Annotated in this window: 25 protein-coding genes and 1 riboswitch; of the genes, 7 read left to right on the forward strand and 18 right to left on the reverse strand. The window is 73.0% G+C overall.

Going from position 1 to position 24,764, the window contains the following annotated elements:
• Position 1 precedes the first annotated feature (1 nt).
• Complete coding sequence (locus tag ACZ60B_RS12865) at positions 2 to 727, forward strand: ABC transporter permease (protein WP_469386081.1); 726 nt, start codon at positions 2 to 4, stop codon at positions 725 to 727.
• Positions 709 to 969: a hypothetical protein gene (locus ACZ60B_RS12870; RefSeq protein ID WP_469386083.1), complete on the forward strand. Its 261-nt coding sequence runs from the start codon at positions 709 to 711 to the stop codon at positions 967 to 969. The genes ACZ60B_RS12865 and ACZ60B_RS12870 overlap by 19 nt, the downstream gene beginning before the upstream one ends.
• 82 nt (positions 970 to 1,051) lie before the next feature.
• Here the strand turns inward: ACZ60B_RS12870 and mug are convergent, their stop codons facing one another.
• The 8 genes from mug to ACZ60B_RS12910 form a co-directional block, all read right to left on the reverse strand.
• On the reverse strand, positions 1,052 to 1,597 hold the full coding sequence (gene mug, locus ACZ60B_RS12875; RefSeq protein ID WP_469386277.1) for a G/U mismatch-specific DNA glycosylase: 546 nt from the start codon (positions 1,595 to 1,597) through the stop codon (positions 1,052 to 1,054).
• Positions 1,594 to 3,036 carry an adenylosuccinate lyase gene (gene purB / locus ACZ60B_RS12880; RefSeq protein WP_469386085.1) on the reverse strand — a complete coding sequence of 481 codons (1,443 nt, stop codon included), beginning with the start codon at positions 3,034 to 3,036 and terminating at the stop codon, positions 1,594 to 1,596. Before purB ends, mug begins: the two co-directional genes overlap by 4 nt.
• A 145-nt stretch (positions 3,037 to 3,181) precedes the next feature.
• Positions 3,182 to 3,970 carry an SGNH/GDSL hydrolase family protein gene (locus ACZ60B_RS12885; protein WP_469386087.1) on the reverse strand — a complete coding sequence of 263 codons (789 nt, stop codon included), beginning with the start codon at positions 3,968 to 3,970 and terminating at the stop codon, positions 3,182 to 3,184.
• Between the two features lie 169 nt (positions 3,971 to 4,139).
• Positions 4,140 to 5,153, reverse strand: coding sequence for a hemolysin family protein (locus ACZ60B_RS12890; RefSeq protein WP_469386089.1), 1,014 nt, complete (start codon positions 5,151 to 5,153; stop codon positions 4,140 to 4,142).
• Positions 5,154 to 5,256: 103 nt separating this feature from the next.
• The gene (locus ACZ60B_RS12895) at positions 5,257 to 6,603 is read right to left on the reverse strand and encodes a hemolysin family protein (protein ID WP_469386091.1); all 1,347 of its coding nucleotides are present in this window, start codon (positions 6,601 to 6,603) and stop codon (positions 5,257 to 5,259) included.
• Positions 6,604 to 6,770: 167 nt separating this feature from the next.
• Positions 6,771 to 7,196: a GNAT family N-acetyltransferase gene (locus ACZ60B_RS12900; protein ID WP_469386093.1), complete on the reverse strand. Its 426-nt coding sequence runs from the start codon at positions 7,194 to 7,196 to the stop codon at positions 6,771 to 6,773.
• 85 nt (positions 7,197 to 7,281) lie between these two features.
• Positions 7,282 to 9,849 carry an ABC transporter permease gene (locus tag ACZ60B_RS12905; RefSeq protein WP_469386095.1) on the reverse strand — a complete coding sequence of 856 codons (2,568 nt, stop codon included), beginning with the start codon at positions 9,847 to 9,849 and terminating at the stop codon, positions 7,282 to 7,284.
• A gap of 4 nt (positions 9,850 to 9,853) precedes the next feature.
• Complete coding sequence (locus tag ACZ60B_RS12910; protein WP_469386097.1) at positions 9,854 to 10,696, reverse strand: ABC transporter ATP-binding protein; 843 nt, start codon at positions 10,694 to 10,696, stop codon at positions 9,854 to 9,856.
• Between the two features lie 216 nt (positions 10,697 to 10,912).
• On the opposite strand from ACZ60B_RS12910, the gene ACZ60B_RS12915 reads away from it, so the two are divergent.
• Positions 10,913 to 11,152: a toxin-antitoxin system HicB family antitoxin gene (locus ACZ60B_RS12915; RefSeq protein WP_392618113.1), complete on the forward strand. Its 240-nt coding sequence runs from the start codon at positions 10,913 to 10,915 to the stop codon at positions 11,150 to 11,152.
• Positions 11,153 to 11,156: 4 nt separating this feature from the next.
• Positions 11,157 to 11,531: a fic family toxin-antitoxin system, toxin component gene (locus ACZ60B_RS12920; protein WP_454397362.1), complete on the forward strand. Its 375-nt coding sequence runs from the start codon at positions 11,157 to 11,159 to the stop codon at positions 11,529 to 11,531.
• Positions 11,532 to 11,725: 194 nt separating this feature from the next.
• Here ACZ60B_RS12920 and ACZ60B_RS12925 read toward each other — a convergent pair whose 3' ends face one another.
• Together ACZ60B_RS12925 and ACZ60B_RS12930 are read right to left on the reverse strand one after the other, a co-directional pair.
• Positions 11,726 to 12,412 (reverse strand): class I SAM-dependent methyltransferase, encoded by a 687-nt coding sequence (locus ACZ60B_RS12925; protein WP_469386099.1) that lies wholly within the window; start codon positions 12,410 to 12,412, stop codon positions 11,726 to 11,728.
• 183 nt (positions 12,413 to 12,595) lie between these two features.
• The gene (locus ACZ60B_RS12930; RefSeq protein ID WP_469386101.1) at positions 12,596 to 13,282 is read right to left on the reverse strand and encodes an esterase/lipase family protein; all 687 of its coding nucleotides are present in this window, start codon (positions 13,280 to 13,282) and stop codon (positions 12,596 to 12,598) included.
• Between the two features lie 118 nt (positions 13,283 to 13,400).
• Here ACZ60B_RS12930 and ACZ60B_RS12935 point away from each other — a divergent pair, with 118 nt between their 5' ends.
• Positions 13,401 to 16,172, forward strand: a complete 2,772-nt coding sequence (locus ACZ60B_RS12935; protein ID WP_469386279.1) for a helix-turn-helix transcriptional regulator — start codon at positions 13,401 to 13,403, stop codon at positions 16,170 to 16,172.
• A gap of 50 nt (positions 16,173 to 16,222) precedes the next feature.
• On the opposite strand, the gene bioD is transcribed toward ACZ60B_RS12935, so the two are convergent.
• The 3 genes from bioD to bioB are packed head-to-tail and all read right to left on the reverse strand — an operon-like array spanning position 16,223 to position 19,424.
• Positions 16,223 to 16,951 (reverse strand): dethiobiotin synthase, encoded by a 729-nt coding sequence (gene bioD / locus ACZ60B_RS12940; RefSeq protein WP_469386103.1) that lies wholly within the window; start codon positions 16,949 to 16,951, stop codon positions 16,223 to 16,225.
• Positions 16,952 to 16,954: 3 nt separating this feature from the next.
• Positions 16,955 to 18,235 (reverse strand): adenosylmethionine--8-amino-7-oxononanoate transaminase, encoded by a 1,281-nt coding sequence (locus ACZ60B_RS12945; protein WP_469386105.1) that lies wholly within the window; start codon positions 18,233 to 18,235, stop codon positions 16,955 to 16,957.
• A complete protein-coding gene (gene bioB, locus ACZ60B_RS12950; protein ID WP_469386107.1) occupies positions 18,228 to 19,424 on the reverse strand; it encodes a biotin synthase BioB in 1,197 nt (398 codons plus the stop codon). Before bioB ends, ACZ60B_RS12945 begins: the two co-directional genes overlap by 8 nt.
• A 146-nt stretch (positions 19,425 to 19,570) precedes the next feature.
• Between bioB and ACZ60B_RS12955 the strand changes: the two genes are divergently transcribed.
• The gene (locus tag ACZ60B_RS12955; RefSeq protein WP_469386109.1) at positions 19,571 to 20,698 is read left to right on the forward strand and encodes an 8-amino-7-oxononanoate synthase; all 1,128 of its coding nucleotides are present in this window, start codon (positions 19,571 to 19,573) and stop codon (positions 20,696 to 20,698) included.
• Positions 20,699 to 20,824: 126 nt separating this feature from the next.
• Here the strand turns inward: ACZ60B_RS12955 and ACZ60B_RS12960 are convergent, their stop codons facing one another.
• Both ACZ60B_RS12960 and ACZ60B_RS12965 read right to left on the reverse strand, forming a co-directional pair.
• The gene (locus ACZ60B_RS12960; RefSeq protein WP_469386110.1) at positions 20,825 to 21,049 is read right to left on the reverse strand and encodes a DUF397 domain-containing protein; all 225 of its coding nucleotides are present in this window, start codon (positions 21,047 to 21,049) and stop codon (positions 20,825 to 20,827) included.
• A 9-nt stretch (positions 21,050 to 21,058) separates the two neighbouring features.
• Positions 21,059 to 21,916 (reverse strand): helix-turn-helix domain-containing protein, encoded by an 858-nt coding sequence (locus tag ACZ60B_RS12965; RefSeq protein ID WP_469386112.1) that lies wholly within the window; start codon positions 21,914 to 21,916, stop codon positions 21,059 to 21,061.
• 210 nt (positions 21,917 to 22,126) lie between these two features.
• Between ACZ60B_RS12965 and ACZ60B_RS12970 the strand changes: the two genes are divergently transcribed.
• Positions 22,127 to 22,585, forward strand: coding sequence for an ATP-binding protein (locus tag ACZ60B_RS12970; protein ID WP_469386114.1), 459 nt, complete (start codon positions 22,127 to 22,129; stop codon positions 22,583 to 22,585).
• Between the two features lie 114 nt (positions 22,586 to 22,699).
• Here ACZ60B_RS12970 and ACZ60B_RS12975 read toward each other — a convergent pair whose 3' ends face one another.
• The 3 genes from ACZ60B_RS12975 to ACZ60B_RS12985 all read right to left on the reverse strand — a co-directional run bounded on the left by ACZ60B_RS12975 (position 22,700) and on the right by ACZ60B_RS12985 (position 24,751).
• Complete coding sequence (locus ACZ60B_RS12975; RefSeq protein WP_469386116.1) at positions 22,700 to 23,173, reverse strand: C40 family peptidase; 474 nt, start codon at positions 23,171 to 23,173, stop codon at positions 22,700 to 22,702.
• Between the two features lie 3 nt (positions 23,174 to 23,176).
• Positions 23,177 to 23,346: riboswitch (cyclic di-AMP (ydaO/yuaA leader) on the reverse strand.
• 381 nt (positions 23,347 to 23,727) lie between these two features.
• Entirely contained in the window at positions 23,728 to 24,036 is a 309-nt protein-coding gene (locus tag ACZ60B_RS12980) for a hypothetical protein (RefSeq protein WP_152886784.1), read from the reverse strand.
• A 7-nt stretch (positions 24,037 to 24,043) separates the two neighbouring features.
• Positions 24,044 to 24,751, reverse strand: coding sequence for an ATP-dependent Clp protease proteolytic subunit (locus ACZ60B_RS12985; protein WP_469386118.1), 708 nt, complete (start codon positions 24,749 to 24,751; stop codon positions 24,044 to 24,046).
• Positions 24,752 to 24,764: the final 13 nt, after the last annotated feature.

Consider the following 24,764-nt stretch of genomic DNA (forward strand, 5'->3'; position numbering starts at 1 on the left):
CATGCCGTTCGTACCCGTCCTCCACTCCGAGTGGCTGAAGATCCGCACCCTCCGCTCGCTGCTCGGGACGCTGTTCGCGCTGTTCGCGGCGACCACGGCGTTCTCCGCGATCGTGAGTGTCCCGGACGCGCCCGACCCGGACTTCGACCCGCTGTTCATGGCGCTGTCCGGTGTCACGCCCGGCCAGATCGCCGCGATCTCCTTCGGCGCGACGGCGGTCGCCTCGGAGTGCCACGGGGGAGCGCTACGGCTCTCGCTCGCCGCGGTGCCGCACCGCGGCCGGTGGTTCGCGGCCAAGGCGACCGCCGTCGCCCTACCGGTGCTGGCCGTGGGACTGGCCACCGCCCTTGCCGCGCTGCTCGTCGCCGGAGCGAGGCCCGGCGACGCCGGGAACGCCCTCACCACGGGTGAACAGGTCCGCGGTGTCGTGGGCTGCGGGATCTACCTCACGCTGATGGCGCTCCTCGCGGTCGGCCTCACGGCCCTGCTGCGCAGCGGGGTGGGCGCGCTCTCCCTCCTGATCCCCTTCATCCTCGTCGTTTCGTTCGTGATCGGGGACACGGCGGGCGGCGTCACCGAATTCCTGCCCGACCGTGCAGGCCAGGTGGCACTGCACCGGACCTGGGACGGCAGCCTCGGCCCGTGGAAAGGCCTCGCGGTGACCGCGTCGTGGGCGGCGGCCGCCCTGCTCGCCGGGGCGTGGCGGCTGTGCCGCAGGGACGCCTGACGGAGCGGCTGACCGCCCGCTGGGGAGCACCACAGACATTCGGCCCGGCGAGCATCTTCGACCGGGACATGGCCGGCGAGGAGATACCCGAGCCCTGGGGCGCGCTCAGCAGCCACGTGCCGGACCCGCATCTGTGGCGGCCGCCGGAGACGGAACGCCGGCCGGCGCTCGGCGTGTCCCGGTGGGACGAGGAACTGCCGTTCCGGCTCATCGCCGTGGTCACGGACGCGGGCCCGCCATGACGGGCCGGGCTCGCGTCCGGTGCGCCGGATGCCGGGGGCCGGGCGGGTCGGACTCCCCGAGGGTGTGCCACACGCGTCAGCGTCAGGCCTGTGCGGCCTCGCGCAGCCGCGCGAACTCCTCCGCCATGGTCGCCGTCGTCCAGTGCGCGTTCAGCCCGCTGGGATTCGGCAGCACCCACACGCGCGTGTCGCCGATCATCCGCTCCTGGGGCCCCACCTGTGCCTTGCGCTCGTCGAACGCGACCCGGTACGCCGTGACACCCACGACCGCCAGCCAGCGCGGCCGCAGCCGTGTCACCTTCGCGGCCAGCAGGGTCCCGCCCTCGCGGTACTCGGCGGCGCTCAGCTCGTCGGCCCGCGCGGTGGCCCGTGCCACCACGTTCGTGATGCCGAGCCCGTACGCCGGCAGCTCCCCCTGCTCCGCGGGCCGCATGAGCCTCGGGGTGAACCCGGACAGGTGCAGCACCGGCCAGAAGCGGTTGCCGGGGCGGGCGAAGTGGTGGCCCGTGGCCGCGGACATCAGCCCGGGATTGATCCCGCAGAACAGCACACGGAGACCCTCCGCGACCACGTCCGGGACGACGCGGTCGCGGGCGGCCTCCAGTTCCGCCTGGGTGAAGCGAGTCAGAGGATCGCTCCGGGGGTGTAGCCGGCCGCCTCCGGGCGCTGCTTCACGATCTCCTCGACCCGGCCCACGACGACGCCCACCTGGGCCGCCGCCGCGCCGGTGAAGGACAGCTTGTCCGCCATCAGCGCGTCGAGCTGCGCGCGGTCGAGCGGGAGGCGCTCGTCGGCGGCGAGCTTGTCGAGGAGTTCGTTGCGCTCGGCACCCTGCTCACGCATCGCCAGCGCCGAGGCGACCGCGTTCTCCTTGATGGCCTCGTGCGCGACCTCGCGGCCCACGCCCGCGCGCACGGCACCCATGAGCACCTTGGTGGTGGCGAGGAACGGCAGGTAGCGGTCCAGTTCCCGGGCCACGACCGCCGGGAACGCGCCGAACTCGTCCAGCACGGTCAGGAACGTCTCCAGCAGGCCGTCCAGCGCGAAGAACGCGTCCGGCAGCGCGACCCGGCGCACCACCGAGCAGGACACGTCGCCCTCGTTCCACTGGTCACCCGCCAGCTCGCCGGTCATCGAGGCGTAGCCGCGCAGGATCACCGTCAGGCCGTTGACGCGCTCGCAGGAGCGGGTGTTCATCTTGTGCGGCATCGCGGACGAGCCGACCTGGCCCGGCTTGAAGCCCTCGGTCACCAGCTCGTGCCCGGCCATCAGCCGGATCGTCTTGGCCAGCGACGAAGGCGCGGCGGCCAGCTGCACCAGCGCGGTGACGACCTCGTAGTCCAGCGAGCGCGGGTAGACCTGGCCGACCGAGGTGAACGCCTGCGAGAAGCCGAGGTGCCGGGCGATCCGGTCCTCCAGTTCGGCGAGCTTCGCCGCGTCGCCGCCGAGCAGGTCCAGCATGTCCTGGGCCGTGCCGACCGGACCCTTGATGCCGCGCAGCGGGTAGCGGCCGAGCAGCTCCTCGACCCGGCCGTAGGCGACGAGCAGCTCGTCCGCGGCGGTCGCGAAGCGCTTGCCGAGGGTGGTGGCCTGGGCGGCGACGTTGTGCGAGCGTCCGGCCATGACCAGCTCGCCGTACTCGGCCGCCAGCCTGCCCAGCCGGGCCAGGACGGCCACCGTGCGGTCGCGGACCAGCTCCAGCGAGAGCCGGATCTGCAGTTGCTCGACGTTCTCCGTGAGGTCGCGGGAGGTCATGCCCTTGTGGACGTGCTCGTGCCCGGCGAGGTCGTTGAACTCCTCGATGCGGGCCTTGACGTCATGCCGGGTGACCTTCTCGCGCTCGGCGATCGAGGCGAGGTCGACCGTGTCGAGCACGCGCTCGTAGTCGGCGATCGCGGCGTCCGGCACCTCGATCCCGAGGTCCTTCTGGGCCCGCAGCACGGCGAGCCAGAGCTGACGCTCCAGCTTCACCTTCTGCTCGGGCGACCAGAGCATGGCGAGCTCGGTGGAGGCGTAGCGTCCGGCGAGGACGTTCGGGATGCGGGGCTTGGCGGGCGCAGAAGTCACGTGTACGGATTCTACTGGCGATTAGTGCAGGCCAGCGCCACGGGCTTCTTCGTAGGAACGTACGAGAGCGACGCGGCGGAGTCGTCGGCGTCCCCCGTGGTCCCCGGAAGCCGACGACCGCGGGGGCGACACGGGGGCGGAGGCCCTACGCCGCCGGGTCCTCGTAGGGCAGGAGGTCGGGGCGCTTCGGGGGGAGGCCGTCGCCGGAGGAGCGGCCCGTCAGGCGACGGCCTATCCACGGCAGCAGGTACTCCCGGGTGAAGCGCACGTCCGCGACGCGCCGGTCGAGCCAGCCGGGCGGCGCGGTGGCCGGCATCGGCGTCTGCCACTGCGCGTCCTCGGCCGGGTGGCCGAGCCGCTGCCACACCGCCTCCGCGACCCGGCGGTGGCCCTCCGCCGTCAGGTGCAGCCGGTCCACGTCCCACAGCCGTGGGTCGCCGAGCGAGGGCGCCCCGTACAGGTCGACGACCAGCGCGCCGTGCCGCGCCGCCAGTCCGTCGACGCACTCGAACAGCTCCTCCATGCGCGGCCGGAACCGGTCCAGGACCGGCCCCTGCCGTCCCGGGCTGCGCATCAGCACGAGCTGCTTGCACGACGGGGCGAGCTGCTCGACGGCCTCGGTCAGCAGGCCTCGGACCCGGCCCATGTCGCACTTGGGGCGCAGGGTGTCGTTGAGGCCGCCGACCAGGGTGATCACATCGGCGCCCATCGCGGCGGCGACCGGCACCTGCTCGTCGACGATCTGGCCGATCAGCTTGCCGCGCACCGCGAGGTTGGCGTAGCGGAAGCCGGGCGTCCGGGCGGCCATCCGGGCCGCGAGGAGGTCCGCCCAGCCGCGGTAGGAGCCGTCGGACATGCGGTCCGACATGCCCTCGGTGAAGGAGTCGCCGACGGCGACGAGGCTGGTGTACAGGGGAGTGGGGTTCGTCTGCATGGCGTCAGAGATGGTATCCCGGCTCCATACCCGCCGGTCGGTCGGCCTTCTCACAACCTCCACCCGCCCCCGCGCCACCTCCGCGCGCCCCACGCGCCCCCGCGCCACCTCCGTACGGCTCGGACACCCCTCGCCACCCCCGCGCGGGCGGAGGCGGCGAGGGGTCCGCTCACGTCAGCTGGCCGAACAGCTCCCGCAGGACGTCCTCCATGGTCACCAGGCCCGCCAGTCGCCCGTCGTCGCCCAGCACGACCGCCAGGTGCGTACGGCTGCTCCGCATCGCGGTGAGCACGTCGTCCAGCGGGGTGTTCTCCCGCACCCGCGCGATGGGGCGCATGTCCCGCAGCCGGAACGGCAGATCCCGGGGCGCGGCGTCCAGCGCGTCCTTCACATGGAGGTAGCCGACGATCCGGCGGCCCTCGTCGGCGACCGGGAAGCGGGAGAACCCCGACTCGGCCGCGAGCCGCTCCAGCTCCTCCGGTGTGACACCCACGCGCGCGTACACGACGCTCTCCAGCGGCAGGGAGACGTCGCGCACGGGCCTGCGGCCCAGTTCCAGGGCGTCGTGCAGGCGCTCCTGCGCGCGGTCGTCGATGAGGCCCGCCTCACCCGCGTCCTTGACGATCTGGGCGAGTTCGGCGTCCGAGAACGTCGCCGCGACCTCGTCCTTCGTCTCGATCCGCAGCAGCTTCAGCAGACCGTTCGCGAAGGCGTTGATCGCGAAGATCACCGGGCGCAGCGCGCGCGACAGCGTCACCAGCGGGGGGCCGAGCAGCATCGCGGTGCGGGCCGGCTCCGCGAGCGCGATGTTCTTGGGCACCATCTCGCCCAGCAGCATGTGCAGATACGTCGCCAGGGTCAGGGCGATCACGAAGGACACCGCGTGGCCCGCTCCGGCCGGGACGCCCAGCGCGTGGAACACCGGCTCCAGCAGATGCGCGATCGCGGGCTCGGCGACCACGCCGAGCACCAGGGTGCACAGGGTGATGCCCAGCTGCGCGGCCGCCATCAGGACGGACACGTGCTCCAGACCCCACAGCACGTTCCTGGCCCGGCGGTCGCCCTGTTCGGCGTACGGCTCGATCTGGCTGCGGCGCACGGAGATCAGCGCGAACTCCGCGCCCACGAAGAAGGCGTTCACGACGAGGGTCGCGAAGCCGATCAGCAGCTGTGCCGCGATCATCGTCCGGCCCCCTTCGACGGTGCTGCGACGTTCATCGGTCCGTCCGCCTCGGCCGGTGCTGCGGCGCTCATCGGTCCGTCCGCCTCGGCCGGTGCTGCGGCGCTCATCGGTCCGCCCCCTTCTCGTCGGCCGCGTCGTCGGCGTCGTCGAGCGGCGCGTGCAGCAGCACGCGCGCGGCCCTGTGCCCGGACGCGTCCACCACGTCCATGCGCCATCCGGCGACGTCCACCCGGTCGCCGACCCGCGGGATGTGGCCGAGTTCCGCCGCGACGAGACCGGCCAGCGTCTCGTACGGTCCCTCCGGCGAGCGCAGGCCCACGCGCGCGAGCTGGTCGGTGCGGGCGGCGCCGTCCACCGAGTACACGGCGCGGCCGTCCGCGTCGGTGCCGGCCGGGGCGAGATCGGGGGTCTCGTGCGGATCGTGTTCGTCGCGGACCTCGCCGACGACCTCCTCGACGATGTCCTCCAGGGTCGCGACGCCCGCCGTACCGCCGTACTCGTCGATCACCACGGCCATGGTGCGTCTCCCGCCCAGCCGGTCCAGGAGCCGGTTCACGGTCAGGGACTCCGGTACGAGCAGCGGCTCGCGCATGATCGTGGAGACGGGCGTGCGCGGCCGGCGGTCCGCGGCCACCTTCAGCACGTCCTTGATGTGCGCGATGCCGACCACCGCGTCCAGGCTGTCCCGGTACACCGGGAAGCGGGACAGGCCCGTCGCCCGGGTGGCGTTCGCGACGTCCGCGCAGGTCGCCTGGGCGTCGAGGGCGATGACCTGGACGCGCGGTGTCATCACGTTCTCGGCGGTCAGATCGGCGAGGTTCAGGGTGCGCACGAACAGTTCGGCCGTGTCCGGCTCCAGGGCGCCCTGCCGGGCGGAGTGCCGGGCGAGGGCCACGAGTTCCTGCGGGCTGCGCGCGGAGGCCAGCTCCTCGGCGGGTTCGATGCCGAAGCGGCGCACGAAACGGTTCGCCATGTTGTTCAGGTGGGTGATGAAGGGCCGGAAGGCGGCGCTGAACCAGCGCTGCGGGGTGCCCACCCGCTTGGCCACGGCCAGCGGGGAGGAGATGGCCCAGTTCTTGGGCACCAGCTCGCCGACCACCATCAGGACCACCGTGGACAGGGCCGTGCCCAGGACCAGGGCGGCCGACCGCGCCGTGGCGGCGGAGATGCCGAGGGCCTCCAGCGGGCCCGCGATCAGCTTGGCGATGGACGGCTCGGCGAGCATGCCGACCACCAGGTTGGTGACCGTGATGCCGAGTTGGGCCCCGGACAGCTGGAACGTCAGGTTCCGTACGGCCTTCAGGGCGCCCGCGGCGCCGCGCTCACCGCGCTCGGCGGCGCGCGCCAGTTCGTTGCGGTCGACGGTGGTGAGAGAGAACTCGGCGGCCACGAAGGCGCCGCAGACGACGCAGAGCAGGATCGCCAGCAGCAGGAGGAGCACTTCGGTCATCGGGTCACCTCCGTCCCATGATCCGGCAGGGAGGGGGGATGTGCGCGACGGCGGGTACTGGGAGGCTCGCCCATGGGGAGGACGCTCACGCCTTTCGGTAGAGGAACGGGAAGCACGCCCCTCAATAGTAAAGGAAAGGCAAAGGGCCCTCCCCGGGCGGGGCGCGATCAGTCGGCGATCGGCTTCACCCAGCGCCGCCACTGTTCCTCGGGCGTGTACCCGGCCGCCCGCCAGGCATGGTGCGCGGTCTCGTTGCGGGTCAGCACCATCGCGTCGAGACGCCGGCCGCCGAGCCGCACGAAGCGCTCCTCGGCGGCGGCCAGCAGCGCCGCACCGATGCCCTGACGTCGGCGCTCCGGATCCACCGCGAGCCGGTACAGATGGCAGCGCCAGCCGTCGAAGCCCGCGATCACCGTGCCGACCAGCAGGCCGTCCCGTTCGGCCAGGATCAGCGCCCCGGGGTCGCGGGCGACCAGCCGCTCCACCCCGTCCCGGTCGTCGGAGATGCTCGTGCCCTCGGCGGCCGTCCTCCAGAAGGCCAGCACGGTGTCCAGGTCGTCGGGCGCGGCGGCCCGTATCCGTAGGTCAGTCATACGGTGATCGCACCACGGCCGACGGGGCGGGGTGATCAATTCCAGTATGTGGACGACCCCCGCCCCACCTCGGCTCCCGCTCCGGTCACTCGTGCGCGATGGCCGCCAGCACGTTCATCCGCGACGCGCGCAGGGCCGGCAGCAGGGCCGCCACCACGCCGACCACCGCCGAACCGATCACCACCGCGACGATCGTGCCCCAGGGGATCGCCAGGGCCTTCATGCCCTGGAGCGCCAGCACCTGCTGCGTGCACACGCCCCACACGAGTCCCAGCGCGAGTCCCAGTACCGCCCCGAACACCGCGATCACCACCGACTCCAGCCGGATCATCCGGCGCAACTGCCGCCGGGCCAGCCCGATCGCGCGCAGCAGTCCGATCTCCCTGGTGCGCTCCACCACCGACAGGGCGAGGGTGTTGACCACACCGAGCACCGCGATCACGATCGCGAGCCCCAGCAGCGCGTACACGAGGTACAGCAGCACGGCGATCTGGTCGTGGACGAGCTTCTTGTAGTCGGCCTGGTCGCGCACCTGCACCTGCGGGTACGGGTCGAGCGTCTTCTCCAGGAGGGGCCGCAGCCGGTCGGCACCGGTGCCGGCGGCCGCGTTCACGTACAGCGCGGAGTCCTGGCCGCCGGGGAGGAACTTCTCGACCGTGCCGAGGCCGAAGAACAGCCCGCCCTGCGTGCCGAAGCCGCCGGACGACTCCTGGTCGGTGAGCGCGCCCACCTTCAGCTCGGTCCTGCGGTCGCCGGGGAACTCGACCGGGAGCACGCTGCCGAGCCGTACGCCGTGTTCCGCGGCGAACTTCGCGTCCATGCCCATGGCGCCGTCCGCGAGCGCGGCCGCCGAGCCGCCCTCGGCGTACGTCACATGCGCGACCTCGTCCACCTGGGAGTCGTAGCCCGCCGCGGTCGTCTCGACCCGCTTGCCGTCCGGCAGCCGCACCGCGACCGGCGCGAACCGCTGCCGCACGACGAGGTCGACGCCGTCGGTGGCGCGCACCCGGTCCGTGACCTCCTGGGAGAACGGCGTGTAGTTGCTGTTCTGGATCACGAAGTCGGCGCCCAGCGTCCGGTCGATCTGCTGGTCGAAGGACCGGGACATGGAGGCACTGGCCACCGACATCCCGCCGACCAGCGCGAGCCCCACCATCAGCGCGGACGCCGTGGCGCCGGTACGGCGGGGGTTGCGCAGGGCGTTGCGCTGGCTCATCCGGCCGACGGAGCCGAACAGGGCCGGGAAGGCCCCGCCGAGCACCCGGATCACCGGACGCACCAGCAGCGGGCCCGCGATCACGGTGGCGATCAGGGTGAGGACGACGCCCAGACCCAGCAGGGAGGCGGCCGAGGCGGTCTTCGTCGCCGTCGCGCAACCCACCAGGGCGGCCGCGCCGAGCGCCCCGACCACCGAACCCACCACCGCGCGCACCTTGAGCGGCCGTCCCACCCCGGCGATGTCGGCGTCCGCGAGGGCGGCCATCGGCGACACCCGGGCCGCCCGCCGGGCCGGGAGGTAGGCCGCCACGAAGGTGACCCCGACACCGACGACGTACGACGCCACCGGCGTCGCCCAGCCGACGACCATCTCCGTGGCCTTCAGGTTCATGCCGAACGCGCCCATGAGCTTGATCAGCCCGGCCGCCAGCCCGATCCCGGCCGCCAGCCCCAGCGTGGAGCCGACCAGGCCGAGCAGCACCGCCTCGGTGAGCACGGACCGCCGCACCTGCCGCCGGTCGGCGCCGAGGGCCCGCAGCAGCCCCAGTTCGCGGGTGCGCTGGGCGATGAGCATCGAGAAGGTGTTGACGATCAGGAACACCCCGACCAGCACGGAGATCCCGGCGAAGCCGAGCATGACGTACTTGATGACGTCCAGGAATCCGCCGAGGTCGGCGGACGCCGACTTGGCCTGCTCGTCGGCGGTGCGCACCTCGTAGGAGCCGGCGCCCACGGCGGCGGTGACCCGTCGCTCGAGCTCGGTGTCGCTCACCCCCGGCGCCGCGTCCAGCGAGATGCTCGTCACGCGGTCGGCGGCGCCCAGCAGCTCGGTCCGGGCCACGGCGGGGTCCAGGAAGACCAGCGCCGCGCCCGGGTTGGTGGTGGTGAAGGTGGCGATGCCGACGACCTCGACCTTGAAGGTCCCGGGCTGCGCCAGCACGGTGAGCGTGTCGCCGATCCGTACGTTCTTCTTGTCCGCGGTGTCCGCGTCGAGCAGGGCCTCGCCGGCGCCGTGCGGGGCATGGCCGGAGGTCAGCTTCACCGGGCTGCGGTCGGTCGGGTTCCAGTCGTTGGCGATGGTGGGAGCGCCGGTGGTCGGCCCGACCGACTCGTTCTTGCTGTCGACGACCGTGACGTTCTCGACGCTCACGTCGGGGTGGACGGCCGCGACACCGTCGACCCCGGCCACCCGGTCCGCGAGCGCGGCGGGCACCGTCTGCACCGCGCCGGTCGGCACGGACGACTTGAGGTCCTGCTTCGCCTCGATCGTCACATCCGCGGAGGTGGACGCGAACAGCCGGTCGAAGGTGCGGGTGACGGTGTCGGAGAAGATCAGGCTGCCCGCGACGAACGCGACGGACAGGACGACCGCCAGCGCGGACAGCAGCAGCCGCCCCTTGTGGGCGAGGAAATTTCTCAGGGTCGCCTTCAGCACCGGCTCAGTCCTCCCCGCCGGGGTGGCCGGGGGTGCCGGGACCCGGGGACGCGGACGTGGACGCGGAAGCGGCTCCGGCGGTGGTGAACAGCCGCATCCGTTCCAGCACGGCCTCCGCGGTGGGCCGCTCCATCTCGTCCACGATCCGCCCGTCCGCGAGGAAGAGCACCAGGTCGGAGTGGGCGGCGGCGCCCGGGTCGTGGGTCACCATGACGACCGTCTGGCCGAGGTCGTCGACGGCCTCGCGCAGGAAGCCGAGCACCTCCAGGCCCGCGCGCGAGTCCAGGTTGCCGGTCGGTTCGTCGGCGAAGATCAGTTCCGGCCGGGAGGCGAGCGCGCGGGCGCAGGCGACGCGCTGCTGCTGACCGCCGGAGAGCTGGGCGGGCCGGTGCCGGAGCCGGTCGCGCAGGCCGAGCGTGTCGATGACCTGGTCCAGCCACTTCGGGTCCGGCTTCTGGCCCGCGATGTCCATGGGCAGGGTGATGTTCTCGGCCGCGTTCAGCGTCGGTATGAGGTTGAACGACTGGAACATGAAACCGATCCGGTCCCGGCGCAGCCGGGTCAGCTCGCGGTCCTTGAGCCCGGTGATCTCGGTGTCGCCGAGCCACACCTGCCCGGCCGACACGGTGTCGAGCCCCGCCAGGCAGTGCATCAGCGTGGACTTCCCCGAACCCGAGGGGCCCATCACCGCGGTGAAGCGGCCGCGCGCGATGTCGACGTCGACCGAGTCCAGGGCGAGCACCGACGTCTCGCCCGAGCCGTACGCCTTGGTCAGACCTCGGGCGCGGGCCGCGACTCCGCCGGCCGGTGCCCGGTCGGGGGCGTGCTCCGCAGCAGGTGTGGACAAGGCTGCCTCCTCGCTCGCGTGGACGTGCCGACTCGTCGTCGGGCCGAGCGTAGTGTGACCCGCCCCACAGCCGGTATCCCCCCTGGGACCGAGGCGCTCTCCGCCGGAGGTCGGGCGAGCGACCGATACCGATGTAAGGGGCATGCTCCGCCGGGCGGAGCGCGGCGGCCACGGAGGCACTTGCCGGTGCTAGCGCTCCGGCGCTAGCTTCGAGACATGGCGAAGACTCAGCTGAACGTACGCGTGGACGAGGGCACCGCCCGCGCGGCGCGCGAACGCGCCCTGGCCCGTGGTGTGAGCGTCAACCGCTACATCGAGGAACTGGTCAGACAGGACACCGGAGAGGCGGGGCACGCCTTCGTGGAGGCCGCCGCGGACTTCATGAAGCAGTACGAGGCCGTCTTCGCCGAGGACCTGGGCACGGACGGCGACCGCCGGCGCGAAGGCCGCGGCTGATCCGTTGTCCGACCTCAGGATCGATCTGGCCTGGCTGCTCATGCTCGCCGAACAGCGGACACCGGGCGACGCCCGGGTCACCGACTGGGGAGCCCTCGTCGCCGCGGTCGCCCGCCACCAGGCCGAGATCTTCGACGTCCCCGTCTACGACAGTCCCCACGCCCGCGGTGCGGCGCTGCTCCAACTCCTCATCCACATACCGGCGCTGGAGCGTTCCAACGCGCTGTTCGCGTCCGCGGTCGCCTACGGCTACCTCGTCGCCAGCGGCCTCAAGGTGGTCACCACGCCGGAGCGGGTGCGTGACCTGGCCCGCCTGGTGAAGAGCGGCGAGGCCTCCGTCGACGACATCGCGCGCGAACTGCGGCAGTGGAGCGCCTGAGAGCTCCGGACAAAAGCGGGGCCCGGCGGACGGTGTCCGGCACGCACGCTCGCGGCGTTGCCGAAAGGCCCTGGTAGCTCCGCTACAAGGACCTTCCGGCGTCTTGCGATCGCACGCACCGGACACCGTCCGCTGATCGGCCCCCGCTTTTGTCCGGAGCTCTGAGAGCTCCGGAACCCCAAGGCCCGCGGTGGTCAGCCGGTCGGCCCGGGGCGCCAGGCCGTGCCCAGCACACAGAACGAGGTGGGCAGCCGGGGTCCCTTCTCCGGCAGTGCCAGGCTTCGGTAGGGGCCGATCAGGAACCCGGCGTCACGCAGCGCGCCGACCGGGTCCCGGGCCAGATGGCAGCCGCCGGCCAGCCGCGGCCACACCGTGCGGTCCAGCAGGCGCTGGGTGGCCGTCATCACCGGGCCGCCGCCCCTGCCGTGCTCGAAGAACCGCACCTGGCCCCCGGGCCGCAGGACCCGCCTCGCCTCGGCCAGCGCCCGCTCCACATCGCGCACACTGCACAGCACCAGACTGAGGACGACCGCGTCGAACGCCTCGCTCTTGACCGGCAGCGCCTCCGCCGCGCCCGGCACGACGTCCACCGGGACCTCGCAGCGCAGCGCCGCCTCCATCGCCGCGTGCCGCAGCAGCCGCTCGGGCTCGATCGCGACGACCTCGGAGACCGCGCGCGGATAGCGGGCGAAGTTCAGCCCGTTGCCGGCCCCGATCTCGATCACCCGCCCCGAGAGTCCGGCGAGCAGCCGCTCCCGCACGCGGCCCATGCCCAGCCTGGTCTCGGCGGTGACGCTCACGCGGGCGTAGTAGCGGGCGAACAGCGGATGGTGGACGGGATCCCCGGCCACCCGGCCTGAGTTGACGGGCCGTGCGGGCATGGCGACCTCCCGGGCAGAACGGGGCCCTACGGGGATTGTCCCCCGCGGAGCCCCTTCGCACCCCCCCGCCCGCGCCGATCCGCCAGGACGGACGTCCGCGTCGCGCACGGGCGGCCGGGGTCCGTCCGGCGGTTCCCGCCCGCCCCGTCCTCCCGGTGGACGGCGGCAACCGCCGGACAGGTATCAGGCGACGAAGTCCCGGACCTGCTCGTACACGCCGTAGTCGTTGTTCATGTCGGTGTGCGAGACGCAGCCGACCTCGACGTTCGTCGCGCCGCCGAGGACCGCGGTGGTGTCCGGGGTGAGCACTTCGTCGCAGTCGGACCAGTAACTGGCGTACGACACGCTGCCCGGCGTCTCGTCGCCGGAGTTGAGCGAGGTCAGGAACGAACTGCCGGTGTACATCTCGGCGCACGACGTGTACAGCCACGAGCACCACGAGGCGGTGGTCGTGCCGTGGTTGACGCCGGCGGTGGAGACGAAGTCGTCCACGTACGACGTTCCGCCCAGGTTCTTCAGGTAGTAACGCGCGCTGAGCACACCCATGGAGTGAGCGACGATGTCGACCTTGGACGCACCGGTCCTGGCCAGGACACCCTGGATCTCGGTGGCCAGTTGCCGGGCGGTGGTGACGTTCGACTGCGACCAGTCGTACGACCACTCGTCCAGCTCGGCCGAGGAGTAGCCGTCGGCCTCGAAGTCGGCGGTCCAGTCGTCCCAGCTGCTCGACGAACTGCTGATGCCGTGCACGAAGACGACCGGGTTGTGGGACGCCGCGTGCGCGGTGGGGGCGGAGACGGAGAGTGACACGAGGAGCGATGCCGCGACGGCGGGGACGGCCGCGGCGATACGACGCCTGTGGCGTTGCATGGTGCCTCCTGAGACGGGTGGGGTCATCAGGAGTGTCCGGCCGGGTCTACGCGCGCCGCATCAGTGGAACCGCCGGTCTTTACTGCTCAATTAACGCGCCAGTAACGTCAGTTGTGTGGTGACTCCGGTGAACCCCCCACCTCCTGAGAGCACTTCGCCCCCGCCGCTCCTCGACGCCCCGCGGTCCCCGGTCGCCGGGCTCCCCGAAGGGGTCCGGATCCGGGCGTTGCGGGCCGTGTACGGCGATCCGCGCGCCGCCGCCGAACTGCTGCCGCGGCTGACCGAACGGCAGGCGGCCGGCCTCGACCCGCTGCCCACGGAGCCCGGCGACCTCGCGCCCGGACTGCTGCGCGAACACCGGCGGGAGATCCGAACCCTGCCGGACGACACCCGGCTGCTGCTCCTGCTCGCCGCGGCCGACCAGTATCCGGTCCCCACCCACGCCTTCCTGCGCGCGGTCACGGCCGCCCGACTCGACACCCGGCCGCTGGCCGCCGCCGAGGCCGCCGGTGTCGCGCACGCGGCGACGGGCGGGGTCGTCTTCCGCGACGCCTGGACGAGGGTCGCCGCCTACGAGACCGCGGAACCGGCGGACCGGCGCGACGCCCACCGACTGCTGGCCCGCGTGCTGCGCGGGGTGGGAGAGGCGCCCCGCCGCTCCTGGCACCGGGGCGCGGGTGCGTGGGGCCCGAGCGGGCGGCTGGCGGTCGAACTGGACGCGGCGGCGGTGCGGGCACGCGCGGCGGGCCGCCCCGCACTGGCCCGCGCGCTCGTCGAACGCGCGGCCGCGCTCTCCCCCGAACCGGGCGAACAGGCCCGGCTGCTCGCCCGTGCCGCCGTGGACGCCTGGCACTGCGGCGAGGCCGACCGCGCCCGTCGGCTGACCGCCGCCACCGTCGACGACGCGCTGACCGGCATGCTCGCCCTGCGCGCAGGCAACGCCTTCGAGGCCTTCGACGCCCTGCTGCGGGCGGCGGCACGACAGGGCGACGACAGCGGGGTCGCCGCGGGGGACGCCGACGCCGTCCCGGCGGAGGACGAGAGCGGCGGCGCGGCGGGGGCCGGCCGCGCCCCCGCCGGGCCGTCGGGCCGCCGCCGACCCCGGCGCACCGGCGACGGCCCGGTCCCGTCGCCTCCGCCGGACGGCCCGCCGACGTCCTCGGAGGACCTGCCGACTTCCACGGACGGCCTGCCGGCCGCGGCGGGCGGCCCCTCGGCCTCTTCGGGCGACTCGTCGGCCTCGGAGGGCGCCTCGACGGTTTCCCCGGGTGGCTTGTCGGCCACGGGTGCCTCGACGGTCTCCGGGGGCGGCCCGCCGGCCCTCTCGGGTGGCCCCTCGGTCCCGGCGGACGGCCCATCAGGCCCGGCGGACGGCCGCGAGGTTCCGGTGGTAGCGGTCCGGGGCGAGGTCCGTGGGGGCGGGTCCGGTACCCGCGCGGCCGCCGGGCCGCGGCGCGGCGCGGACCCGTCCGGCGGCGCCCGCGCCGGGACGCGCCGGGCGACGGCGGGTCTGTCGGTGTCCGCCTCACCGCCACCGGCCGGTATCCCGGTGCCGCTGCTCCTCGTACGGGCCACCGAGGCCGCCGTCTACACCGGTGACCTGCGCCGGTGCCGGGAGGCGGTACGGGTCGCCGTGCGCTCGGGAGTCGGCGTACCCGGAGTGCTCGCCGGGATCACGGCCGCCGTCGAAGGGCGTTACGAGGACGCGCGCGACCACCTGGAGAGAACGGCCGGGCGCCGTGGCTCCGGGAGTGGACTCGACCGCGAGGGCCGGATCGACGGCGGGGGCGACCCCACCCTGCTCGTGCACGCCGGGATCGCCGCCCTGATGCTGGGCGACCACGCCCGCGCCGCCACCGCCACCCTGCGCGCCGCCGACTCGGCACGGGTGCGAGGGGCGACGGCCACCGCGGCGCAGGCCATGGAGTTCCGGGCGTACGCCGACTTCTGGACCGGCCGGCCGCGCGCCGCCGAGGCGGCCACCGCGCACGCCCTGCACCAGGCGTACGCCGCGGGTCAGGACAACGGTGCCTGTCATCTCCAGGCGGCCCTGGCCATGTTCGCCGCGATCACCGGCGACGGCGACCTGTGCCGGGAGCGCGCCGCCGCCGCCCGTGGGTACGCCCTCGCCCACGGCCTCGGTCTGCCCGCCGCCCTCGCCCAGTGGGCGCTCGCCTTCCTCGACGTGGCCACCGGCCGCTTCGACACCGCCGCCACCCGGCTGCGCGCCCTCGCGGGGTTCGGCCCCGGCCACGGGCACCGGGCCGTCCGGCACCTGGCCACCCCGCACTACGTCGAGGCCGCCGTCCGCACCGGCGACACCCGGGTCGCCCGTACGGCCCACGCCGACTACCACCGGTGGGCGAGCGCCGTGCGCAGCGCCGACGACCTGGCGCTCAGCGCGCGGTGCCGGGCCCTGCTCACCCCCGGCGCGGGGGCCGTCGAGCACTACCGCACGGCACTCGACCTGCACGCACACGGCACCCGCGACTTCGAACGCGCCAGAACGGAGCTGCTGTTCGGCAGTGCGCTGCGCCGCCTGCGCAGGCGGGCGGAGGCACGCGACCGGCTGCACGGCGCCCTGGCCGCGTTCGAATCCTTCGGCGCACCGCACTGCGCAGACCAGGCCCGTACCGAACTGCGCGCGCTGGGCACCCCCGCCGCACCCGCGCGCGGGCCCGACGACCCGGCCGCACGGCTGACCGCGCAGCAACTGCTCGTCGCCCGGATGGCCGCGGAGGGCGCCACCAACCGGGAGATCGCCGCCCGGCTGGCGCTCAGCCCGCGCACGATCGACCACCATCTGCGGGGCGTGTTCACCCGCCTGGGCATCCGCTCCCGGATCGAACTGGTCCGGCTGCTCGCCGAAGGCGGCTCCCCGCCGGGCTGAGCCCTACGACAGCGCCCCCAGCCCGGCCGAGCCCCTCGCCCGCCCCGTACTCAGCCGTCGTTGCCGTCCGTCTCCCGCGCCCGGAACGCCTCCGCGTCCCAGCTGCCGTCCAGGCGTGGCGCCAGCCAACCCGGGGCCACCCGGCGGAAGTCGGCGGGCGCGAGCGACCCGGCACCCGCGGGCAGCGCACCGAGCAGCGGTGCGCCCGACACGACCGGCAGATCCGCCACATTGCAACGCGACGCGAGATCAGGGGAGTCGGGCCAGCTGCCGATCACGACACCCAGCAACTCGATCTCACGCAACCGGAGTTCACGGGCCGTCAGTTCGGTGGTGTTCAGCGTGCCCAGGCCCGCCGAGGCCACCACCAGCACCGGGGCGCGCAGCAGCCGGGCCACGTCCGCCAGGGTGCCGCCCGTCTCGTCGAACCGCACGAGCAGCCCGCCCGCGCCCTCGACCAGCACCAGGTCGTGTTCCGTGGCCAGCTTCTGGGCCGCGTCCGCCACGTCCTGCGGACGCACCGGCGCCAGTCCGGCCCGCCGGGCCGCCGTATTGGGTGCCAACGGCTCCGGATACCGGGCGAGTTCGCCCGCCGTCACCGCACCGGCCAGCCGCACGACCTCCTCGGCGTCGCCCGGCTCGTCCGGCCGCACGCCCGTCTGGGCGGCCTTCAGCACGGCCACCGTGCGGCCGGCGGCGAGCGCCGCCGCGGCGACCGCCGCCGTGGTGACGGTCTTGCCGACCTCCGTGCCCGTGCCCGTGATCACCAGTACCGGCATGTGTCATCCCTCCCGCGCCGCGGCGCACACCGCGCGCGCGATCCGTGCCACGTCCGCGTCATCGGTGACGTACGGCGGCATCGTGTAGACCAGGTCGCGGAACGGGCGCAGCCACACGCCCTCGCGCACCGCGGCCGCGGTGGCCGCCGCCATGTCCACCGGGCGGTCGAGCTGGACGACCCCGATGGCACCGAGGACGCGTACGTCCTTCACCCCGGGCAGCGCGGAAGCCGGCTCCAGCCCTTCGCGCAGCCCCGTCTCGATCCGGCCCACCTCGGCCCGCCAGTCCTGGCCGAGCAGCAGCTCGACCGAGGCGCAGGCCACGGCCGCCGCCAGGGGGTTGCCCATGAAAGTGGGGCCGTGCGCCAGCACCGGTACCTCGCCGCGCGAGATGCCGTCGGCCACCCGTGCGGTGCACAGCGTCGCCGCCATGGTCAGGTAGCCGCCGGTCAGTGCCTTCCCCACGCACATCACGTCCGGTGTCACCGCCGCGTGCTCCGCCGCGAACAGGGCGCCCGTACGGCCGAATCCGGTCGCGATCTCGTCGAGGACCAGCAGCACGTCGTGCGCGTCGCACGCCTCGCGCAGCACCCGCAGATACGCGGGGGAGTGGAACCGCATCCCGCCCGCGCCCTGCACCACCGGCTCGACGATCACCGCGGCCAGTTCGTCCGCGTGCTCCGCGACGGCCGCGCGCAGCAGCTCGGCGTAGGCCTCGTCGTACTCCGCGGGCGGGGCGTCCGTGAACACCTGACGCGGCAGCACCCCGCTCCACAGCTCGTGCATCCCGCCCTCGGGATCGCACACCGACATCGGCTGCCAGGTGTCACCGTGGTAGCCGCCGCGCCAGGTCAGCAGCCGCCGTTTCGCGGGGCGGCCCAGCGAACGCCAGTACTGGAGGCACATCTTCACCGCGACCTCGACCGACACCGAACCGGAGTCGGCGAGGAAGACATGCTCCAGACCGGCCGGGGTGATGTCGACCAGGAGCTTCGCCAGCCGTACGGCGGGCTCGTGGGTGAGCCCGCCGAACATCACATGGCTCATCCGCGAGAGCTGTTCGCGCGCGGCCTCGTTCAGCACCGGGTGGTTGTAGCCGTGGATCGCCGACCACCAGGACGACATGCCGTCGACCAGTTCGCCCGAACCGTCCGCGAGGGTCAGCCGCACTCCGCTCGCCGACGCCACGACCAGCGGCTCCTGGCGGCCCGGCATCGGGCCGTAGGGATGCCAGACGTGGCGTCGGTCCAGTTCGAGCAGTTCGGGCACGCTCAGGTCAGGCATTGGGCGCGAGGTCCGTGCCGGCGCCCCGGCGGCGTACGGCGACCAGGTCCGGGCGCGGCTCGTCGACCCGCGGGGCGGGGGCGGGAGCGGCGGCCGGGGCGGACCCGCAGACGCTGTCGCCGCCGTGGCAGCCGGCGCCGCCGTCGTGGCAGCCGCTGTCGGCCGTCGTCTCGTGGCAGCCGCCGGACCGGTGCTCGGGCAGCGTCACCTGGTCGGCGCCCTCCACCTCGAACCCGGCGTCGGCGATCATCTCCAGGTCGGCCTTGCCCGCCTGGCCCTCGCTGGTCAGGTAGTCCCCGAGGAAGATCGAGTTGGCCAGGTGCAGGGCGAGCGGCTGCATCGTACGGAGATGGACCTCGCGGCCGCCCGCGATCCGCACCTCGACGTCCGGGCACACGAACCGCACCATCGCCAGGATCCGCAGACAGCGCTGCGGGGTGAGGTTCCACTCCTTGGCCAGCGGGGTGCCCTCGAACGGGATCAGGAAGTTCACCGGAACGGAGTCGGGGTCGAGCTCACGCAGCGAGAAGACCACGTCGACCAGGTCCTCGTCGCTCTCGCCCATGCCCGCGATCAGCCCCGAGCACGCCGACAGGCCCGCCGCGTGGGCCTTCTGCACGGTGTCCACGCGGTCGGCGTAGGTGTGCGTGGTGGTGATGTCCGCGTACGTCTCCTCGGACGTGTTGAGGTTGTGGTTGTACGCGTCCGCGCCCGCCTCGCGCAGCCGCTCCGCCTGGCCGTCGGAGAGCAGGCCGAGGCAGGCGCACACCTCCACGCCCTCGTTCCCGTCCTTGATGGCCTTGATGGTGTCCGAGACCCGCTCCACGTCCCGGTCGGTCGGACCGCGCCCGCTGGCCACCAGGCAGACCCGCTTGGCGCCGCCGGCCAGCCCGGCCGCCGCGGCCTTGGACGCCTCGTCCGGCTTCAGCCAGGTGTACTTGAGGATCCCGGCCGTCGAGCCCAGCCGCTGGGAGCAGTAGGAGCAGTCCTCCGGGCACAGCCCGGACTTCAGGTTGACGAGGTAGTTGAGTTTCACCCGTCGGCCGAACCACTGCCGGCGCACCTTGCCGGCCGCGGCCACCACATCGAGCAGATCGTCGTCGGAGGTGGCCAGTACGGCGAGTGCTTCCTCGCGGCTCGGCAGCTCGCGCCGAAGCCCCTTCTCCACCAGCGTCTTCAGCAGGTCCATGAGGCCGATCCTGTCGTAAGGACCTGCTCGGGGCCAAGGTGACTTCACACAACAGAGACACTTCACGGTGTGTGGATTGCCACATCCTGGCCCGACGGCCGTCCGGCTAGGGTCTGTCCACTGCCTACAAAATCCCCGGAGGACCCATGGCGTTCGGCTGGATCGACGAGCAGGCTGAACTGCGCGCCCGCGCCGGGCTCGTACGGACCCTGCGCCCGCGCCCGGCCGACTCGCCGCTCCTCGACCTCGCGAGCAACGACTACCTCGGTCTGACCCGGCATCCCGAGGTCGTCGAGGGCGCGGCGCGCGCCGCGCGGACCTGGGGCGGCGGCGCGACCGGCTCCCGGCTCGTCACCGGCACCACCGAACTGCACACCGAACTCGAACGGGAACTGGCCGCCTTCTGCGGCTTCGAGGCGGCGCTGGTCTTCTCCTCCGGCTACGCGGCCAACCTCGCGGCCGTCTCGGCGCTGGCCCCGCACGGCTCGCTGATCGTCTCGGACGCGGGCAACCACGCCTCGCTGATCGACGGCTGCCGGCTGGCCCGGGGCACCACCCAGGTGGCCGCGCACGCGGATCCGGACGCCGTGCGCAAGGCGCTGCGGACCCACGAAGGGCCCGCCGTCGCCGTCTCCGACACGGTCTTCTCGGTCGACGGCGACGCCGCACCGCTGGCCGCGCTCGCCCGGGTCTGCCGGGAGCACGGCGCCGGACTGGTCGTCGACGACGCGCACGGGCTCGGCGTGCTGGGCGACGACGGCAGGGGAGCCCCGTACGCGACCGGGCTCGCGGGCGCCGACGACGTCGTGGCGACGGTCACCCTGTCCAAGTCGCTGGGCAGTCAGGGCGGCGCCGTGCTCGGCCCGGCCCGGGTGATCGACCATCTGGTCAACGCGGCGCGGACGTTCATCTTCGACACCGGTCTCGCCCCCGCCGCGGCGGGAGCGGCGCTGTCGGCCCTGCGGCTGCTGCGCCGCGAGCCGGAGCGCGCGGCGCGCTCCCGCGCGGTGGCGGGCGAACTGCACGCGCGCCTGACCGCCGCGGGCCTGGAGGCGGTACGTCCGGACGCGGCGGTCGTCTCCGTGCGGGCGCCGTCCCCGGAGGAGGCCGTGAAGTGGGCGGCCGACTGCCGGACGGCGGGTGTCGTGGTGGGCTGCTTCCGTCCTCCTTCCGTGCCCGACGGGATCTCGCGGCTTCGGCTCACCGCGCGCGCGGACCTCACCGAGGAGCTGATCGCGCACGCGGTGCGGGTGATCGACGAGACACGACCATGAGTCGGCGTGACACGGCCCTGTTTCGCACGTTCGCCAATTACCGGTGAATGACGGCGCTTTGCTGCCGATTCGGTGCCGGTCGATACTGGCCCGATATTGGTCGGAGTGGACCGGGAATGACCGGAATCAGTGGAATGTGGCCGTGAATTTCGCCCAGCTCTCGGGGGAGAAGAGCAGCGCGGGGCCGGCCGGATCCTTGGAGTCGCGTACGGCGAGCAGTCCGGCCCACGGTCCTCGGCCGGGCCGCGCCGTCTCGACGCAGTTGTTCGCTCCTGTGCTGTAGCTGCTGCGCAGCCACATCGCGCCGTGCAGACGCGTGGCGGGTATCGAGTTGCGAGGCAGTGCAGTCATGGCGCCTCCTTATGTGTCGTCACCTATCCCGGCGATGAAATCCAATGAGTCCTCGGGTGAAAGGGCGTGCGTCCTGAGGGTGTTGAAGGCCTCCGAGTAGGCCTGGAGGTCTTCTTTCCGTTCGAGGTAGAGGCTACTCGTCATGTGGTCGAGAACAACCACATCCAGATCAGAAGTGCTCGGAAATGACAAGATAACGAAAGGTCCGGTGACGCCAATGTGTGCTCCCGCCCGGAACGGCAGGACCTGGAGCCGCACTTGGGGCAGCCGCCCCGCCTCCACCAGCCGCCGCAACTGACGCGCCATCACCTCGGGCCCGCCGACCTCCCGGCGCAGCACCGCCTCGTCCAGGACCGCGGTCAGCTCCAGCGGACGATGCGCGCGCAGCACGTCCTGCCTGGCCAGTCGCACCTCGACCAGCGCGTCCAGCCGCTCCTCGTCCAGCCCCTCGACCGCGGCGCGGGTCACCGCGCGGGCGTACTCGGGCGTCTGCAACAACCCTGGGACCACGGACGTCTCCAGCGTGCGCATCGCGCTCGCCTGCGACTCCAGACTGATGAAATCCCGGTAGGTGGGCGGGAGAACACCACGGTACGCGTGCCACCAGTGGTCCCGGCCGCCGTCGTGGGAGCCCGCCAGTATCAGCAGCAACTCCCGCAGTTCCGTCTCGGCGACGCCGTACGCGTCCAGGAGCAGCCGCACATCGGCCGGTTTCACCCCGCTGGCACCGGTCTCGATCCGGCTGACCTTCGACTGGTGCCAGCCCACCAGACGGGCCGCCTCACCACTGGTGAGCCCGGTGCGGGCGCGCAGCGCGCGCAGCTCGGCGCCCAGTTTCCGGCGGCGCACGGCGGGACCGTACTGCATGGGAAAACTCCCTACTGCTTCCGAGTCGCCCAAATACGGTCTGCCGTCGCAGAGTTCACCGCTTCGAGCGACAGATATATGCATATCTCGGTGGATCGGCACCGTGACCGGCCCGGAAATGGCAGTCTGGCGAAGAAGCACCAGTCCGGGACCGTACTCGAATCCGCTCCTTGTCGGACTGCGGTCCCGCGGGAAAGGGACGACGTCGCCATGGCAGACCATCTGGAAGCATCCGTCACCCTGCCGAGCGATCCCGCCTCGGTCTCCGCGGCCCGTAACTTCGTGGCGAGCGCCCTCGTGGAGTGGGGGCTGCCCCCGGACGCCGAGATGGCCGACACCGTCCGACTGGTCGTCTCCGAGCTCGCCACCAACGCCGTACAGCACACGTTCGGGCAGTCCCCGACGTTCACGGTCGATCTCACCCTCGACCGTGACGAGCGGCTGCGCGTCGGCGTCACCGACAGCCATCCGCGCTTCCCCAAACGCCTGCCGGCCGCTGTCCAGCAGGACAACGGCCGGGGCATGGTGATCGTCCGCTGGCTGACCACCGAGTGCGGCGGAAGGCTGCACGTCCGTCCCACCCCCGAGGGGGGCAAGACGGTGTGCATCGAACTCCCGTGGACCGTCCCGGCCCGGCCGGTGCCTGCCGCGGGACAGCAGGAGCCTTGAGGGCCGGGCCCCCGGTCCGGGGAGGCCCGGGGAGGAGACCCGGTGCGGGGAGGCCCGGGGAGGAGACCCGGTGCGGTGGGGACGTGCCAGGCCGCCACCACCGCACCGGGCGGATCAGCTCACCCGGCCGTACCAGACGCTCTTGGTCCAGATCTTCTGGAGCCGCACCACGTCCCCCGTCTTCGGGGCGTGCCAGATCTTTCCCTTCCCGGCGTAGATGCCGACGTGGTAGACGCTGGAACCCGAGTGGAAGAACACGAGGTCCCCGGCCTTGCGGTGGCGGGCCGAGACGTGGTGGGTCTTGTTGTACTGCTGGGCCGCGGTGCGGGGCAGCTTCTTGCCCGCCTTCTTGAACGCGTACAGCGTGAGCCCCGAGCAGTCGAACCTGCGCGGCCCGGTGGCGCCGTAGCGGTACGGCGAGCCCTTCTTGGAAGCCGCGATCTTGAGAACCTTCGTCGCGGTCGTTGCGGCCGCCGCGTCCGCGGAGAGGCCCGGGACCACGATCGAGCCGCCCACGGCGGCGATGGTGAGCGCCGAAGCCGTACCGGCCCGGACCATCATCGACGGGACACGATTGAGCGCAGTCATGCGCAACCCTTCGTCAGCCGCCTGTGAAGGATGACCTGTCGGATTCGGGCTGGCGAAGTTGCCCGGCCGCTGTCGCGGCTTCACCCCAAGGGCTGCTCGGTCCGGTCATGGCTTGACCGTTCCGGCGAACCCGTCGTGCTTGGGTCCTCCACTCCTGCCGGTGCACTCCTGTCGACCGGTCATCCGGGCGGCGGCAGGACTCGGCGTCCGCCCGGACCGCCCCGCCGCTGTGGCGGGGGCTTGTCGTCAGACAGGGATCTTCACTCACAGGTGTCCGAAAATCCCAACGGAACCGTGGATTTGTGTTGTTACTCACCACTCACCCGTTCGGGTGGACACCTTTTTGTTCGATCGTCCGTCCAGGGGAACGACGAGCCCCGGACCAGCGGCGGAGCACTTCACCCCGCCGTCGAGCTACGCGCGTTGCGCAACCCTGGAGGCCCGAGAAAAGGATCCGTCGCTACTCCGACAGTGGGTACGCCGTTCGGAGCGTTTGAACTCAGTCCCGGACGGTTCGCGCATCGCGCGCGACGTCCGGGCCGACCGGGGACGGGTCAACTGTCGGAGCGCGACGGCACGGTGACGCGCGCCGTGCGGCGCTCCCCGTCGAGGACGCGCAGCGCCCGCGCGAGCGTCGGCGCGTGCAGTTCGGCCTCGCCCCGCTGGTGCATCAGCGCCAGCGCGTCGCGCAGCGCGGTCGCCCTGCCCACCAGCGCCTGGGCGGCGCGCAGTCCGCGGTAGGTGTCCCCGTGGTGCGCGGGGTTGATGCGGCCGAGCAGGTCGACCACCTCCAGGTAACGGTCGATCAGCTCGCCCTCGGCCCGGGTCAGGGCGGGCAGCGGCGGGAGTTCCGGCGGCAGCATCCCCGGCTCACCTCGCGCCGGGAGTGCCGGGCGTGCCGGGAGTGCCGGGCGCGCCGGATGTTCCGGGGAGGGTGGGGGTGCCGGACGTGCCCGGTGCGGCGGGCGGGACCCCGCGGCCGTCCACGACGCGGTCCACCAGGCCGTACTCCAGCGCGCCCCGCGCGTCCAGGACCGTGTCCCGCTCGATGTCCGCGGCCACCTGCTCCGGTGGCCGGCCCGTGTGCCGGGCCAGCATGTCCTCCAGCAGGACCCGGGTGCGCGCCAACTCCTTGGCCTCGACGACGAGATCGCTCACCTGGGCCTCGAACGGCCCGGGAAGCATCGGCTGGCGGATCGTCACCCGGGCGCCGGGCAGCGCGTGCCGCCTGCCCGGCGCGCCCGCGGCCAGCAGTACCGCGGCACACGCCCCGGCCCGGCCCAGGCAGAACGTCTCCACGTCACAGCTGACGTGGCGCATCGTGTCGTAGACGGCGGTCATCGCGCTGAACGAGCCGCCGGGGGAATTGATGTACAGCGAGATCGCCCGGTCCGGCGCCGCGTGCTCCAGGTGCATGAACTGCGCGATCACGTCGTTGGCCGAGGTGTCGTCGATCGGTGACCCCAGCAGGACGATCCGTCCCTCCAGCAGCTTCGCGTAGGGATCGAGCGTCCGGTGCCCGGAGCCGGTGCGTTCGGTGAACCCCGGCAGGACGTGACGGGCGGACGGTCGGGTCATGGGAACCCCCTCC

The organism is Streptomyces sp. NPDC104096, from assembly GCF_055584385.1.

Excerpts from the sequence above, each read along its gene's own strand:
- ACZ60B_RS12865 (WP_469386081.1), top strand. The coding sequence starts at position 2 with ATGCCGTTCGTACCCGTCCTCCACTCCGAGTGGCTGAAGATCCGCACC.
- ACZ60B_RS12885 (WP_469386087.1), bottom strand. The coding sequence starts at position 3,970 with ATGCAGACGAACCCCACTCCCCTGTACACCAGCCTCGTCGCCGTCGGC.
- ACZ60B_RS12890 (WP_469386089.1), bottom strand. The coding sequence starts at position 5,153 with ATGATCGCGGCACAGCTGCTGATCGGCTTCGCGACCCTCGTCGTGAAC.
- ACZ60B_RS12895 (WP_469386091.1), bottom strand. The coding sequence starts at position 6,603 with ATGACCGAAGTGCTCCTCCTGCTGCTGGCGATCCTGCTCTGCGTCGTC.
- ACZ60B_RS12900 (WP_469386093.1), bottom strand. The coding sequence starts at position 7,196 with ATGACTGACCTACGGATACGGGCCGCCGCGCCCGACGACCTGGACACC.
- ACZ60B_RS12915 (WP_392618113.1), top strand. The coding sequence starts at position 10,913 with ATGGCGAAGACTCAGCTGAACGTACGCGTGGACGAGGGCACCGCCCGC.
- ACZ60B_RS12925 (WP_469386099.1), bottom strand. The coding sequence starts at position 12,412 with ATGCCCGCACGGCCCGTCAACTCAGGCCGGGTGGCCGGGGATCCCGTC.
- ACZ60B_RS12930 (WP_469386101.1), bottom strand. The coding sequence starts at position 13,282 with ATGCAACGCCACAGGCGTCGTATCGCCGCGGCCGTCCCCGCCGTCGCG.
- bioD (WP_469386103.1), bottom strand. The coding sequence starts at position 16,951 with ATGCCGGTACTGGTGATCACGGGCACGGGCACGGAGGTCGGCAAGACC.
- ACZ60B_RS12945 (WP_469386105.1), bottom strand. The coding sequence starts at position 18,235 with ATGCCTGACCTGAGCGTGCCCGAACTGCTCGAACTGGACCGACGCCAC.
- bioB (WP_469386107.1), bottom strand. The coding sequence starts at position 19,424 with ATGGACCTGCTGAAGACGCTGGTGGAGAAGGGGCTTCGGCGCGAGCTG.
- ACZ60B_RS12955 (WP_469386109.1), top strand. The coding sequence starts at position 19,571 with ATGGCGTTCGGCTGGATCGACGAGCAGGCTGAACTGCGCGCCCGCGCC.
- ACZ60B_RS12960 (WP_469386110.1), bottom strand. The coding sequence starts at position 21,049 with ATGACTGCACTGCCTCGCAACTCGATACCCGCCACGCGTCTGCACGGC.
- ACZ60B_RS12965 (WP_469386112.1), bottom strand. The coding sequence starts at position 21,916 with ATGCAGTACGGTCCCGCCGTGCGCCGCCGGAAACTGGGCGCCGAGCTG.
- ACZ60B_RS12970 (WP_469386114.1), top strand. The coding sequence starts at position 22,127 with ATGGCAGACCATCTGGAAGCATCCGTCACCCTGCCGAGCGATCCCGCC.
- ACZ60B_RS12975 (WP_469386116.1), bottom strand. The coding sequence starts at position 23,173 with ATGACTGCGCTCAATCGTGTCCCGTCGATGATGGTCCGGGCCGGTACG.
- ACZ60B_RS12980 (WP_152886784.1), bottom strand. The coding sequence starts at position 24,036 with ATGCTGCCGCCGGAACTCCCGCCGCTGCCCGCCCTGACCCGGGCCGAG.
- ACZ60B_RS12985 (WP_469386118.1), bottom strand. The coding sequence starts at position 24,751 with ATGACCCGACCGTCCGCCCGTCACGTCCTGCCGGGGTTCACCGAACGC.